General features: G+C 71.1%; 11 protein-coding genes. 6 read left to right on the top strand and 5 right to left on the bottom strand.

Going from position 1 to position 14,634, the window contains the following annotated elements; genetic code table 11:
• Positions 1-471 precede the first annotated feature (471 nt).
• The 4 genes from IU476_RS23405 (at position 472) to IU476_RS23390 (ending at position 5,105) form a co-directional block, all read left to right on the top strand.
• On the top strand, positions 472-2,748 hold the full coding sequence (locus IU476_RS23405; protein ID WP_195103462.1) for a carbon starvation CstA family protein: 2,277 nt from the start codon (positions 472-474) through the stop codon (positions 2,746-2,748).
• Entirely contained in the window at positions 2,745-2,969 is a 225-nt protein-coding gene (locus IU476_RS23400; protein WP_195103459.1) for a YbdD/YjiX family protein, read from the top strand. Before IU476_RS23405 ends, IU476_RS23400 begins: the two co-directional genes overlap by 4 nt.
• A 127-nt stretch (positions 2,970-3,096) precedes the next feature.
• The gene (locus IU476_RS23395; protein ID WP_195103458.1) at positions 3,097-4,602 is read left to right on the top strand and encodes a DNA-3-methyladenine glycosylase 2 family protein; all 1,506 of its coding nucleotides are present in this window, start codon (positions 3,097-3,099) and stop codon (positions 4,600-4,602) included.
• 2 nt (positions 4,603-4,604) lie between these two features.
• On the top strand, positions 4,605-5,105 hold the full coding sequence (locus tag IU476_RS23390) for a methylated-DNA--[protein]-cysteine S-methyltransferase (RefSeq protein ID WP_195103939.1): 501 nt from the start codon (positions 4,605-4,607) through the stop codon (positions 5,103-5,105).
• Positions 5,106-5,199: 94 nt separating this feature from the next.
• On the opposite strand, the gene IU476_RS36315 is transcribed toward IU476_RS23390, so the two are convergent.
• From IU476_RS36315 to IU476_RS23370, 4 genes are all read right to left on the bottom strand, one after another.
• Positions 5,200-5,376, bottom strand: a complete 177-nt coding sequence (locus IU476_RS36315) for a helix-turn-helix domain-containing protein (RefSeq protein WP_324194268.1) — start codon at positions 5,374-5,376, stop codon at positions 5,200-5,202.
• A 164-nt stretch (positions 5,377-5,540) separates the two neighbouring features.
• Positions 5,541-5,966 (bottom strand): EF-hand domain-containing protein, encoded by a 426-nt coding sequence (locus tag IU476_RS23380; protein ID WP_195103457.1) that lies wholly within the window; start codon positions 5,964-5,966, stop codon positions 5,541-5,543.
• Positions 5,967-6,338: 372 nt separating this feature from the next.
• Positions 6,339-10,070, bottom strand: a complete 3,732-nt coding sequence (locus tag IU476_RS23375) for an AAA family ATPase (protein ID WP_195103456.1) — start codon at positions 10,068-10,070, stop codon at positions 6,339-6,341.
• Positions 10,067-11,242, bottom strand: coding sequence for an exonuclease SbcCD subunit D (locus IU476_RS23370; RefSeq protein WP_195103455.1), 1,176 nt, complete (start codon positions 11,240-11,242; stop codon positions 10,067-10,069). The genes IU476_RS23375 and IU476_RS23370 overlap by 4 nt, the downstream gene beginning before the upstream one ends.
• A 144-nt stretch (positions 11,243-11,386) precedes the next feature.
• On the opposite strand from IU476_RS23370, the gene IU476_RS23365 reads away from it, so the two are divergent.
• Both IU476_RS23365 and IU476_RS23360 read left to right on the top strand, forming a co-directional pair.
• Positions 11,387-12,523, top strand: coding sequence for a DNA recombination protein RmuC (locus IU476_RS23365; RefSeq protein ID WP_195103454.1), 1,137 nt, complete (start codon positions 11,387-11,389; stop codon positions 12,521-12,523).
• Positions 12,524-12,581: 58 nt separating this feature from the next.
• Positions 12,582-13,406, top strand: coding sequence for a DUF6542 domain-containing protein (locus tag IU476_RS23360; protein ID WP_195103452.1), 825 nt, complete (start codon positions 12,582-12,584; stop codon positions 13,404-13,406).
• A 190-nt stretch (positions 13,407-13,596) separates the two neighbouring features.
• Here the strand turns inward: IU476_RS23360 and IU476_RS23355 are convergent, their stop codons facing one another.
• Positions 13,597-14,601, bottom strand: a complete 1,005-nt coding sequence (locus IU476_RS23355; protein WP_195103450.1) for a 4-hydroxy-3-methylbut-2-enyl diphosphate reductase — start codon at positions 14,599-14,601, stop codon at positions 13,597-13,599.
• Positions 14,602-14,634: the final 33 nt, after the last annotated feature.

Raw genomic sequence — 14,634 nt, 5'->3', positions numbered from 1 at the left:
AGTGGTCACCAGGTTGCCCGGCATGGCGGTCACGATGTTCCCAGGGTGGTGGTCACCGGGCGCCCTGCCTGATGTCACCGGCGGGGTGAGGTCGGCGGCGCGTCAGCGGGGGCCGACACTGTGGCGATAAACCGCCGACCAGCCCTGCCGGCACACGAATCCACGCCGCGCCCGGACTGCGGACACACGCGCGCCCGCAGGGGTTCGCGGTCGATTCGCCACTGCTCACGGCCACTCTCGCGGGACGCCGCCGACCGGTCCGCGGCCCGATCGCCACGCATTCGCCGCATCTCAGTAGGCGAGAATCGACCGTGCAGTATGTGAGATCGGCGTGGGAGCATACTGTCGGATACACGAACGTACCGAGTCCAATGTTCGGAGTTTCTTAAGTCGAGCTCGGACGCGCCTCGGTTCGGCTACGTTGTGTCCGTTTCCGCAAGACCAGTGAAAAAGCACGGGAGAGTAGCTCGCATGGCGACCATCGAAGCCCTCCGAACAGACCCCGACCTACCTCCCGTGGGAGTCGTGGACCGTTCCCCGATCACGCCCGCGAAGAAGGGTATTTTCCTCGCGATCGCCGTCCTGGGTGCCGCCGCCTGGGCTGTCCTCGGCATCGCGCGCGGCGAGAACGTCAACGCCGTCTGGATCGTGATCGCGGCGGTGTGTACCTACATCATCGCCTACCAGTTCTACGCACGGCTGATCGAATGGAAGATCACCAAGCCCGACGACCGGGTCGCCACTCCCGCCGAGGAGATGGAGAACGGCAAGGACTACATGCCGATGGACCGGCGGGTCCTGTTCGGCCACCACTTCGCCGCCATCGCCGGCGCCGGACCGCTGGTCGGCCCGGTGCTCGCCGCGCAGATGGGTTATCTGCCGGGCACGCTGTGGATCGTGGTCGGCGTGGTGCTGGCCGGCGCGGTGCAGGACTACCTGGTGCTGTGGGCCTCGACCAAGCGGCGCGGGCGCAGCCTCGGGCAGATGGCGCGCGACGAACTCGGCGTGGTCGGCGGCGCGGCGGCGCTGATCGCGGTGCTGGTCATCATGGTGATCCTGCTCGCGGTGCTGGGCATCGTCGTGGTGAACGCACTGGCCGCGACCAAGGGCGCGGACGGGCAGCTGCACGGCGGCAGCCCGTGGGGTGTGTTCTCCATTTCGATGACCATTCCGATCGCCGTGCTGATGGGTCTGTACCTGCGCTACGTGCGGCCCGGCAAGGTCGGCGAGATCTCGATCGTCGGCTTCGCGTTGCTGCTGCTCGCCATCATCTCGGGGCGCTGGGTCTCCGAATCCGGCTGGGGGCGTGACCTGTTCACGTTGTCCGGTACGACCATCGCGTGGCTGCTGATCGTCTACGGCTTCATCGCCTCGGTGCTGCCGGTGTGGCTGCTGCTCGCCCCGCGCGACTACCTGTCGACGTTCATGAAGGTCGGCACCATCGTGCTGCTCGCGGTCGGCGTCGTGATCACCATGCCGGTGCTGAAGGCCCCGGCGGTGTCGCAGTTCGCGGGCAACAGCAGCGGACCGTCGTTCGCGGGCAGCCTGTTCCCGTTCCTGTTCATCACCATCGCGTGCGGCGCGCTGTCCGGATTCCACTCGCTGGTGTCCTCGGGCACCACGCCGAAGCTGCTGGAGAAGCAGTCGCAGGCGCGGATGATCGGCTACGGCGGCATGCTGATGGAGTCGTTCGTCGCGGTGATGGCGATCATCGCCGCCAGCATTCTCGACCAGCACCTGTACTTCGCCATGAACGCGGGCGCGGGCGTCACCGGCGGCACCGCCGAGAAGGCGGCGACCTACACCAACGGCCTCGGCCTCGGCGGCGATCCGATCACCGCGGGCGAGCTGAGCCAGGCGGCGAAGGACGTGGGCGAGGAGAGCATCGTGTCCCGCACCGGCGGCGCGCCGACGCTGGCCGTCGGGATGGCCGAGGTGATGCACAAGTTCATCGGCGGCACCGGGCTCAAGTCGTTCTGGTACCACTTCGCGATCATGTTCGAGGCGCTGTTCATCCTCACCACGATCGACGCCGGCACCCGTGTCGCGCGGTTCATGCTGTCGGACACCCTCGGCAACTTCGGCGGTCCCGCCGCGAAGTTCAAGAATCCGTCCTGGTGGCCCGGTGTGTTCCTGTGCTCGTTCGTGGTGGTCGCCGCGTGGGGTTCGGTGCTGCTGATGGGCGTGACCGACCCGCTCGGGGGCATCTACACGCTGTATCCGCTGTTCGGCATCGCCAACCAGCTGCTGGCCGCGGTCGCGCTGACCGTCGTGCTCGTCATCGTGATGAAGAAGGGCCTGGTCAAGTGGGCCTGGATTCCGGCGCTGCCGCTGATCTGGGACCTCATCGTCACCATGACCGCGTCCTGGCAGAAGATCTTCTCCGCCGACAAGAACATCGGCTACTGGAAGCAGCACAGCATCTACAGCGACGCCCGGGAGGCGGGCAAGATCGTGGCGCCGGCCAAGAGCATGGCGGACATGGACAAGGTGGTGCGCAACACCTTCATCCAGGGCACGCTGTCGATCATCTTCGCGGTGCTGGTGCTGATCGTGGCGGTCGTCGGCCTGCTCGTGTGCGTCCGGGCGCTGCGCAAGGGCGGCGGGCCGACCACCGAGTCGCCGGAGACGCCGTCGAACATTTTCGGGCCCAGCGGCTTTCTCACCAGCAAGGCCGAGAAGGAGATCCAGCGGGAATGGGCGGAGCACGCGAAGAACGGCAAGGTTCCCGTGCCGGCGACGCAATGACCGCGGCCGACGCCTCGCAGGACGGCCCGGTGCGGGCCGTCCTGCGGGGCGTGCGCGCCGTCGCGCGATATATGAACTCGGTGCTCGGCGGCGAGGACTACGCGCGGTACGTGGAGCACCTGCGGCGCAAGCATCCCGACCGGCCGGTGCCGAGCGAGCGGGAGTACTGGCGCGAACGGCACGACGCGGCGGCCCGCAATCCGGGCACCCGATGCTGCTGAGGGTCCGAGCGATTCGCCCAGCGCACGGACCACAAACGCGGTCATAGCAGCAAGGCATCACGATGCAACATTCGAGCCGTGGGGGAAGGTGGCAGATTTCCGCTAGCGCGGATCGGCTCGGACTGACATGGTGGACTGCGTGAGTGCGAACGGTCTGGATTTCGAGCGCTGTTATCGTGCCGTGGCGACCCGTGACGCCCGGTTCGACGGCCAGTTCGTCACCGCGGTGCGGACGACCGGAATCTATTGCCGGCCATCGTGTCCCGCTATCACTCCGAAGCGCACCAATGTCACGTTCCTACCCACGGCCGCGGCCGCGCAGCAGTCGGGGTTCCGGGCCTGCCGCCGCTGCCTGCCCGACGCCGCCCCCGGGTCGCCGCTCTGGAACACCCGCGCCGACCTGGCCGCGCGGGCGATGCGGCTGATCGCCGACGGGACGATCGAGCGCGGCGGGGTCCCGGCGCTCGCGGGGGCGCTCGGGTATTCGCAGCGGCAGCTGACCCGGGTGCTCACCGCCGAACTCGGGGCCGGGCCGCTCGCGCTGGCCCGCGCCCACCGCGCGCACACCGCCCGGCTGCTGATCCAGACCACCCGAATGCCGATGTCCGACATCGCCTTCGCGGCCGGGTTCGCCAGCATCCGGCAGTTCAACGACACCGTGCGCGAGGTGTTCGCGGTGAGCCCGACGACGCTGCGCGAGGAGGCGCGGCGGCTGCGCGGCGACACCCTGCCCGCCACCAACGGCATGCTCACGCTGCGGTTGCCGTACCGCGAACCGCTGGACCGGTCCTGGCTGGAGTGGTTCCTGTCCTCGCACGCGGTGCCGGGCCTCGAACTGTGGGAGGACGGCACCTACACCCGGAGCCTGCGCACCCCGCACGGTCACGCGACGGTGCGGCTGAGCGTGCAGCCCGGGCACGTGCGCGCGGGGCTGGCGCTGCACGACATGCGGGATCTGGCGCCGACGGTGGCGCGGCTGCGGCACCTGCTCGATCTCGACGCCGACCCGATCGGCATCGACGAGTCGCTGACGGCCGGTTTCCGCGGCGGCACCACGACGGTCACGCCCGGCATCCGGGTGCCGGGGTGTCTGGACGGCCCGGAACTGTTGCTGCGCACCATGATCGGGCAGCAGATCTCGGTGTCGGCGGCGGCCACCCACACCGCGCGGCTGGTGGAAGCGTTGGGCGACAACGCCAACGGGCCGGTGCCGCGGCTGTTCCCGACCGCGGAGACCATCGCCGAGCGCGGCGCCGAGGTGCTCACCGGGCCGGCGCGGCGCACGGCGTCGATTCTGTCGGCGGCGCGGGCGCTGGCGTCGGGCGAGTTGTCGCTGCACGCCGGTCGCACCGCCGGGGACGTGCGCCGGGATCTGCTGGCGCTGGACGGCGTCGGCCCGTGGACCGCCGACTACGTCACCATGCGGCTGCTCGCCGATCCCGACATCCTGCTGCATACCGACCTGGTGGTGCGGCAGGGGGCGGCGCTGTTCGGCATCGATCTGGCCGAGACGGCGCGGTGGGCGCCGTGGCGGTCGTACCTGTCCATGCATCTGTGGAAGCGCGCGCTGGCCGAGCGCACCATGCCGGCGCTCGCCGCCAACGGCTCCGCGAAAGTGAGTGTGCGGCAGTGAGAATCGCCGACTACGCGACGTCCTCGACGCCGATCGGGCCGTTCACGGCGCTGGTCGATACCGACGGGGCCGTACTCGCCTCCGGCTGGACCGCCGACGCCGAGGAGCTACGCGCGCTGATCCATCCGCGACTACGCCCCGGCGAGCTGCGGGCGCGGCACTCCCTCGGCTCGGTCACCGATGCCGTCGAGAAGTACCACGCGGGCGCGGTTCTCGCGATCGACGACATCACCGTCCGGCAACTCTCCGGCCCGTTCCTCGTCCACGCCTGGGAGGTGCTGCGCAAGATCCCCGCCGGAAACCCGGTGACCTACACCGCCTTCGCCGACCGCTCCGGCCGCCCCGAAGCGATCCGCGCGGCCGCCAACGCCTGCGCCCGCAACGCCGCCGCCCTCTTCGTCCCCTGCCACCGCATCCTGCGCACCGACGGATCCCTCGGCGGCTTCCGCTGGGGCCTCCCCGCCAAGCGCTGGCTACTCGACCACGAAGCGGCCCACAGCTAACCCGTGATCCGCTGCGCGCCAGCCGATCTCGAACTCGCCGCGAGGAGGACCTGCGCACCCGGGCCCGGCCGGTGCCGGGCCCGGGGCGACGATGTCAGGTCGACTCGACGCCGATAAATGACTCCCGCAGGTAGTCGTGGACGGCTTGTTCCGGGATGCGGAAGGAGCGGCCGACCCTGATCGCCGGGAGGTGGCCGGAGTGCACCAGGCGGTAGACCGTCATGTTGGTGACCCGCATGACGGTCGCGGCCTCGGCGACGGTGAGGAACACGACTTCGTTCGGCGGTCTCGCGGGGCGCTCGGTGGTGGGTGCGGTGAGTGCGGTGGCGGTGGTGACGACCGCGTTGACGTTGCGCACGGCGGTATCGGACACAGTTTGCACGGTTTCGCTCCTGTCGTATTCGCTGAAGCGCGTACAGGGAAACGAGAAGAGGGTCAGCGGCCCAAGGCCTTCATCAGCTCGGCGAACTCCGCGGGTGAGAGCTTCCCGTCGCCGTCGGCGTCGGCTGCCGCCATCAGCTCGGCGGCGTCGTCGGCGGGATACCCGAAATGGATCGCCAAGTTCCGCATCTCGTCGCGGGACACGAAGCCGCTGCCGTCACGGTCGAACGCGCGGAAGGTCTCCTCGACCGGGGTGGACGCCACGGACACGCCGCGCGCCCGGACCGCGTCGAACTCGGCCTCGGAGATCAGGGCGTCGTTATCGGTGTCGGCGGCACCCACGAACGCGGCCGCGTCGGCATCGCTAATCGACAACCCGGCCGCCCGGACCGTTCGTGCGATGTCACCGGCGGACACCAGCCCGTCACCGTCGGTATCGAATATCGAGAAGGCGTCGAAAGCGCTGGCAGTACTGGTCATTTGATTCCCTTCGTTGTCGCTATCCGCTCGCTGAAAGGGCCGACCAGCAACCATGCTAACTTCCGGCAACCCGCCGGCGGGGTCCAGCCGACATCCGTTGCCCGTTCGCAACACGCGCCCCGCCACCCGGTCCGGCACCCTGCGGCCCAGCCCAAGAAATCGCCACTTCCCTGGGACACCAGAGCACCCCTCAGCAGCAAACAAGCTGGTGAGCAGCACGACAATCGGCCGGCGACATACCCGATGGGAACACTGGCGGTTTCATTGCGGCCGGGCGGGTACGTTGCGGCCCCGGCGGAGTCATTGCAGCCTGGGCGGGTCCGTCGCGACCTCGGCGGCTTCATTGCGGCGTGGGCGACGTGGGCCGGGTGGTCAGGCGACGGTGGTTCGGAGGTGGGAGCCGGTGGGTTCGCGGATCACGTGCAGGCGGCTGGGGATGCGTTGGCGCATCTCGTCGACGTGGCTGACGACGCCCACGACGCGGCCGCCGGAGCGGAGCTCGTCGAGGACGCCCATGACCGAGTCGAGGGTGTCGGCGTCGAGGCTGCCGAAGCCCTCGTCGATGAAGAGGGTGTCGAGGACCAGGCCGCCGGATTCCGCGGCCACCACATCGGCCAGGCCGAGCGCGAGGGCCAGGGAGGCCATGAAGGTCTCGCCGCCCGACAGGGTTTTGGCCGGGCGGACCGCGCCGGTGTAGTCGTCGCGGACGTCCAGGCCCAGGCCGCCGCGGCGGCCGCGCGGACCGGCGGCGTCGGTGTGGACGAATTCGTAACGGCCGCCGGACATTCGGCGCAGGCGCACCGAGCCGGCCAGGGCCACCTCCTCGAGACGGGCCGCCAGGACGTAGGAGCGCAGTGACATGCGGCGGTTGTTCTCGCCGCGTCCGGCCACCACCTCGGCCAGCCCGGCCAGTTCGTCGTGGGCGCGCTGCATGGGGGCGATCCGGTCCACCGCCGCCCACAGCTGGCCGCCGAGTTCTTCCAGCTGCGCTACCCGGCGGGTGGCCTCGGCGTGCGTGCCGACCGCCGCGTCCAGACAGTTCCGGGCTTGTGCGACACGGGTTTCCAGCGCTTCGGCGTCGGCGGGTTCGGCATCGGCCGCCGCCCGCACCTCCGGCTCGGCCAGGACCGCCTCCGCGTGGGCGCGGGCGCGGTCGGCGGTGACCAGCGCGGCCTCCAGCTCCGTCTGCTGCGCGGCGGTGCGGGTGGCGGCGTCGACCACCTTGGCGTAGGCCGCCAGCACGGCGAATTCGGGAGCGGAAGCGTCTTGGGGCACAACGGTTTCCGGCACGAGATCCGCCGTTCGCGCCAACTGCTCCACGCGGGCGGACAGGGCGGCGACCCGGTCGCGCGCGGCGGCCGCCTCGGTGCGGGCGTCGCGCAGCTCGGTGGCGTCGCGGACCAGGGCCTCCAGCCGGGCGCGGCGGCGCTCCACCGTGCCGTCGGCGCCCGCGGCCTCGCGCAGTCGCTCGGTGAGTTCGGCCAGCCGGCGGTCGGCCGCCAGGATGCGTTCTTGCGCTGCGCTGCATCGGGATTCGAGGTCGCGCAGTTCGTCCTGCAGCCGCGTCTCGGCGGTGCGCAGGCGGGCGAGCTCCACGGTGAGGTCGTCGTGCCGGGCGGCCGCGCTGCCCGCGGCCTCGTAGCGTTCGGTGGCGGCGTTCAGGGCGGTGGCCAGTTCCGCCTTGTCGCCGTCGCCGCCGCGCTCGATCAGTACTTCGATCTGGCGGTCCAGTTCGGTGCAGCGGGCCAGGGCGCGGTCTCGGGCGGTCTCGGCGGCACGTTCGGCCGCCACCGCGCGCTCCTCGTCGCGACGGGTGGCGGCCGCCTCGGCGGGGCGGGCCGGTGCGGGATGCTCGGTGGCACCGCACACCGCGCACGGCCGGCCGTCGGCCAGCGCGCCCGCCAGTTCCGCGGCCATGCCCGCCAGCCTGCGCTCGCGGACCTTGAGGGTGTGCTCGCGGGCGTCCGCATGAGCGCTGCGCGCCGCCTCGTACTCCTCGCGGGCCTGGGCCGACTCGGCGCGCCGCCGCACCAGTTCCACCGCGGCGGTGGCGGCCGCCCGCAACCGATCGCACTCGGCGGCCAGCCCCGCCAGCCCGGCCATCGCATCGGCGGCCGCCCGCAGCCGCACCTCGGCCGTCCGGATCGACTCGGGCAACTCGGCCCGCCGCACCGAGAGCTTCTCGACCCCCGCACTCAAATTCGCGTATTCCGTACGCAATCCAGCCAATTCGGCAGTCAGCGCCTTCGCCGACTCCGCATCCGCCCGCACCTCGTCCAGCCCGCCGATCTGCGCCGACCACCGCCGAACAGCCGCCTCCAGCCCAACCTCGCCCGGCCTCCCCTCCCCCGAGGACCCGGCCGATTCGGCACTCGAATCATCCCTCCCCTCCCCTACCCGAGAACCCGCCCGCTCCGCGACCGACAGCTCGGAACGGCCCTCGACCGCGCAGGCCGCATCGTCCCCGACCGACAATTGGGCACGCGCGCGCCCCGACGAATCGCCGTCCGACGACTCGGGCCGCAGACCAACCGCAACCACGGAAGGATCGGCCGCCGACAACGGAGAACGCTCCGGCCCCGTGGCTGCGGACCGCTTCGAAGGAGAACGGCTCGAACGCTTTTCGTCTCGCCTCTCCGCCTGCCGGGGCAGAAAGCTGTCGATCGAGAACAACTCCAACTCGTCGGACTCAAGCTCCCCTGAGTCGACCGGCTCGGCCGACACGAGCCCCGCAGGCTTCGCCTTGGCACGGTCGAGCTGAGCCGACTCGTTCTCCGACGACACGGACTCGCCGAGTTCAGGCGCAGCGGACACGGATTCGGCGGACTCGGCTGCGGACGACTCCGATGCCGCAGAGCCAGCCGACGCGACCCCGGACGACGCAAAAGCCGCAGATCCGCCGGACGCGGCTGCGGACGACTTCGATGCCGCGGGCTCCTCGGTGAGGGTAGTCGTTGCGAGGGCGGTGAGGTCGGGCGCGAGGTTGGTGTCTGTGAGTTCGGTTGCGGCGAGGTCTGCTGCGGCCCAGGGGGTTCCGGGGAGTTCGGTGCTGGGTGGGTCGAGGAGGCGGGTTGCCAGGCGCTCTGCGGTGGTGCGGGCCTCTTCGGTGCGGCGGCGTAGGGCCACGGCTGCGGAGCGGGCTTCGGCGAGTGCCGCGGCTACCGGTTCGGCGCGGCGGGCGCGGTCGAGTTCGGTGGTCTGCCGGGCGCGGCGGTCCGCGCCCGCGGCGTACTCGTCGAGTTGTGCGCGGGCCGCCGACCAGCGCCTGCGGAGTTCGCGCAGGCGGCGCTGCTCCTCGGCGCTCGCCTGGGCGGCGGCCGAATCCCGCTGGCAGCGTTGCAGGTTCGCGGCGGCTGTGGTCAGATCCTTGCGCGCAGTGGCCAGCAGGCGCTGCGACCAGTCGACCGCCTCCAGCGGGCCCACGGTCTCGGTGGCACCGGCTCCGGACGCCACTCCCACCTGCGCGATCAGCCGGTCGATGCTCTGCCGCTGCGCCTCCAGCTCGGCGGCGCTCTCGCGGCGGCGCTGCGCGAGCCACTGCTCGGCGGTGCCGAAACGTTCGGTGTCGAAGAGCTTTTCGAGCAGCTTCTCGCGATCCTCGTTGTCGGCCCGCAGGAATCGCGCGAAATCGCCCTGCGGCAGCAGCACCACCTGGAAGAACTGGTCGGCGCTCATGCCCAGCAGGCGCAGCACCTCGTCGCCGATGTCCGGTATGCGCGAGAGGTTGGCGTGGCCGCGCCCGTCGAGCCATTCCAGTGTCGCCGAGGCTTGTTCGGTGGCCCAGCCCGTCCCGCGCTTCTTCGGCCGCTGGAACTCCGGCGACCGGACGAGCCGCAACCGGCGGCCGCCGAGCGTGGCCTCCAGCAGCACCCGCGGCGGCACCTGCGGATCGGCGTGATCGGAGTGCAGCCGCTTGCTCTCCCCGCGCGCCCCGGGCACCCGGCCGTAGAGCGCGAAGGCGATCGCGTCCAGCACGGTGGTCTTCCCGGCTCCGGTCTGACCGTGCAGCAGGAACAGACCGTCGGCACCCAGCTCGTCGAAATCGACGCTCGCCGTCTCGGCGAAGGGCCCGAAGGCCGTCATCTCCAGCCGGTGCAGCCTCATGCCGAGAGCTCGTCGGCCACCGGTGGCGCCGGCTCGGCCTCCCGCTCGGCGACGGCCGCGACGAGGGCGCGCTCCATCCAGTTCAGCTCGCCGGGCGACGGCTCGCCGCGGACGTCGGCGAGGAAGCTGCGCGCTACGTCGGTGTCGCGTCGGCCCTGCACCCGCTCACGGTAGCGCAATTCCGGATTGCCTTCCGGCCGAACCCATTCCACGTGCACGGCGTGTCGGAAACGGGTGCGCAACCGGCGCAGCGCGTCCACCGGGCGGGCGTGGTCGGTCAGGGTCGCGGAGACGTAGTCGTCCTCGGCCGCGGCGTGCGCCGGGTCGGCGAGCAGGTCCTCGAGGGTTCCGGTGAGCTGGCTGAGCCCGCGCACCTCGGGCAGGTCGCGGCGGGTGACCGTGCGCAGACCCGCGTCGTCCAGGTCGACGATCCAGACCGCCTTGCGATGCGAGCGCTCGGCGAACGAATACGGCAGCGGCGAACCGCAGTAGCGCACCGACTCCGACAGCGTCTGCGGCGAATGCAGGTGCCCCAGCGCCACATAGTCGATGCCGTCGAAGGCACCCAGCGGCACCGTTTCCACCCCGCCGACGGAGATGGTGCGCTCGGACCCCGTCGCCTCGCCGCCGACCACGAAGGCGTGCGCCAGCACCACCGAGCGGGGATTGCCGCGGCGGTCCAGATCGGCCCGGATCAGGCCCATCGCCGCGGCCAGGATGTCGGCGTGCGAGCGAGCCTGCGGCACTTCCAGTTCGGCGCGGGTGATCTCCGGCTCCAGGTACGGGATGCCGTAGCAGGCGATCTCGCCGAACTCGTCGGACAACAGCACCGGCCGCCGCACGTCGGCCACGGTGGTGCGCAGGTGCAGGCCGCCGGCCGCCGCGAAACTGCCGAGCGCGCCCAGGCGGGTCGGCGAGTCGTGATTGCCCGAGGTTGCCACGATGACGGCGCCCGCCGCCCGGATCGCCTCGAATCCGCGGTTGCACACCGCGATCGCGTCGGCGCTGGGAATGGACCGGTCGTACACGTCGCCGGGCAGCAGGACCGCCTCGACCTGCTCGGCGGCCACGATCTCCGCGATCGACTCCAGCGAACGTGCCTGGTCGGCAAGCAGATCCACACCGTGGAACGTGCGCCCTATGTGCCAGTCCGACGTATGCAGCATCCGCATGCCGCGCAACCGTAGACGCTCCCACCGACAGACACGAAACCGCCAGGCCGAACGTGTCGCAAAAGCGCCGCCGGAAATTCGGGCGCGCCAGCGGATTGCCGCGCTGCGCGTTCTTGTCGGTGCGATGGGGCACCATCTGCACTCATGACCGCATCGATGCTGTGCGCGTTGCTGTTGGTGTTCGCCGCCGGGTTCGGGCTCGGGTGGCTGGGGTATGCCGCGCGGGCGGGGCGGCGCGCGGCCACGGCCGAGGCGCAGCTGGCCGCGCTGCGCGACAACGAGAGACTGCTGCGCCAGTCGCTGAGCGCGGCGAACGAGGATGCGGCGCGGCGCAATTCGCACGCCCTGGGCGCCCTGGTGGATCCGCTGCGGGAGGCGGTGGGCGCGCTGAACCAGCAGCTCCGGCAGGTCGAGCACCACCGCATCGACGCCTACTCCGGCCTGCGCGAACAGGTGGCGGGCATGCAGCGGGTCTCGCACCAGTTGTCCACGCAGACCGGCCAACTGGTCTCGGCGCTGCGGGCGCCGCAGGTGCGCGGGCGCTGGGGCGAGATCCAGCTGGAGCGGGTGGTGGAGCTGGCCGGAATGTCGCGGCACTGCGATTTCGACACCCAGGTCAGCGCGTCCGGTCGGGACGGCGGCGTGCGGCCGGACCTGGTGGTGCGGATGGCGGGCGGCCGGCAGCTCGTCGTCGACGCCAAGGTGCCGCTGACGGCCTATCTGGACGCCACGGCCGACACCGACCCGCGATCGCGCGGCGAACACCTGGCCCGGCACGCCAAACATCTACGCGGCCATATCGACCAGCTCTCCGACAAGGCGTACTGGGCCGCGTTCGATCCGTCCCCGGAATTCGTGGTGCTGTTCGTTCCGGGCGACCCGTTCCTGGACGCGGCGCTGAACGCGGACGCGAGCCTGCTCGAGTACGCCTTCGGCCGGAATGTGATTCTCGCTACACCGACGACGCTGATCGCCCTGTTGCGCACGGTGGCTTTCGGCTGGCGGCAGGAGACACTGTCCCAGGAAATGGCTACGGTGCAGCAATTGGGCCGCGAGTTGTACACGCGGCTGGGCACCACCGGCCGCCACCTGGACCGTCTGGGCGCTCAACTGGGAAAGGCCGTCGACGCGTACAACCACACCGTCGCGACGATCGAGTCGCGGGTGATGGTCACGGCCCGCCGTCTGCACGAGTTGGACATCGGCGAACGGGAGGTCCCGGCGATCGGCCGGGTGGAGTCCTGGCCGCGCGCCGTGGGGCTGGCGGAGGGCACCGAGTAGGCGGCGCATCCGCCCGGCCTCGAGACACGTTTCGGCCGGGGCAGATAGTGTGCTTTACGTGGCAGCTACCCAACGCGAGCGATCCGAGGTCCCGGCATCGCACCGCTCGATCATCCCGTCGGTGCCCGGCGTCCCCGCCGGCGCGGCGGTTCTGATCGCGGTGGCGTGCACATTCATCGGGTTCTTCATCGATGCGGGCAGCAGCGGCAAGGAGCTGACGCTGACCTTCGCGACCTGCTACGTCCTGGGCTGTGTGCTGGCGGCGCTGGTGGTGCGCTACCGCGGTCTGTTCACCACCATGGTGACGCCGCCGCTGCTGTTGTTCGTGTCGGTGCCGCTGGCGTATCAGCAACTGCTCGGCCGCAGTTCCACCTCGTTGAAGGATGTGCTGCTGAATCTGGCGATCCCGCTGGTGAATCGCTTTCCGACGATGGCCGTGGCCACCGTGCTGGTGCTGTTGATCGGCGGCGGGCGGGTGCTGATGCACCGCCAGGAGGCGGCGCGCACCGGTGGCGGCGACCGCCCGCGCAAGAGCACCGCCCGCACCGCGCGCTCCGGGCGCTCGGGTGATCGGGCTCGCCGCGGCCGCGCCACGGGTTCCTCGGATACGCTCCGCCGCCGGGCCCGCTCGTCGGCCGCGGCGGCCGAAGCCGACCCGGAACCCGCTCCCACGCGCTCCAGCCGACGTTCCTCCGGGCGAGTCGCCGAACGCCCGCCGCGCGTCTCCCCCGCGAAGAATTCCTACCCCCGGACCTCGGAGCGTGCCGCGACCGCCGACCCGGCCCCGCGCCGCAGCCGCACCCAGCGCAACGGCGACGTCCCGCCGCACCCGCGGCCGAATGTCCGCTACCGCGACCGCGACTCCGGCCGCATCGAGCGCTGACAACGGGCACACCACGCCCCGCCACCACAGCCACCCGCCGCATCCCCACGCCCGCCTATCGCGCGGCAGCCGAATACCGTTACGCGCCAAACGAATTGGCGCAAGCGACCGGATTGGCGCAAGCGAAGCCCGGAACGCGGGTCAGCTCGTCGGACGGTTCAGCACGACGGACGCGGGCCCGGAACGCGAATCAGCGCCGCGCCGGGCGAAGTTCGCGGGGCAGCGCGAAGACCAGTGTCTCGTTGGCGGTGGTGACCGGCTGGACCTCGCCGTAACCGTGCTCGGCGAGCAGGTCTAGGACGCCGCGGACGAGGATCTCCGGGACCGAGGCGCCGGAGGTGACGCCGACCGTGCGCACGCCCTCGAACCAGGCCGGGTCCACCTCGTTGGCGAAATCGACCAGATAGGAAGCGCGGGCGCCGGCGTTCAGCGCGACCTCGACCAGGCGCTTGGAGTTCGAGGAATTGCGGGAGCCGACCACGATCACCAGATCGCACTCCGGCGCCATGGCCTTCACCGCGGTCTGGCGGTTGGAGGTGGCATAGCAGATGTCGTCGCTCGGCGGGTCCTGCAGGTTCGGGAAACGCTCCCGCAGCCGCTGCACCGTCTCCATCGTCTCGTCCACCGACAGGGTGGTCTGCGACAGCCAGATGACCTTGTTCTCGTCGCGCACGGTGACCGCGTCCACGGACTCGGGGCCGTCCACCAGTTGCACGTGGTCGGGCGCCTCGCCGGCGGTGCCCTCCACCTCCTCGTGGCCCTCGTGGCCGATGAGCAGGATGTCGAAATCGTCGCGGGCGAAGCGCTTCGCCTCCTGGTGCACCTTGGTGACCAGCGGGCAGGTGGCATCGATGGTGTGCAGGCCGCGGGCCGCGGCGGCCTCGTGCACGGCCGGCGACACACCGTGGGCGGAGAACACCACGACGGCGCCCTCGGGCACCTCGTCGGTCTCGTCGACGAAGATCACGCCGCGCTCGCGCAGGGTCTCCACCACGTGCCGGTTGTGCACGATCTCCTTGCGGACGTAGACCGGCGCGCCGTGCTTGTCCAGCGTGCGCTCCACGGTCTCCACCGCGCGGTCCACACCGGCGCAGTATCCGCGCGGCTCGGCGAGCAGCACGCGCTTGGCCGCACCGGACGCGCCGGAGCCGGCCGAGCGGGCGATTCCGACATTCAACGGGATAGCCGAGGACATGCCCCACAGCTTACGTGCGAGCCCGACGACGCG

This window comes from Nocardia blacklockiae (assembly GCF_015477355.1).
GTDB lineage: Bacteria > Actinomycetota > Actinomycetes > Mycobacteriales > Mycobacteriaceae > Nocardia > Nocardia blacklockiae.
Note: the sequence above shows the minus strand (reverse complement) of the source record. Positions and strands in the feature narration are given on the sequence as shown.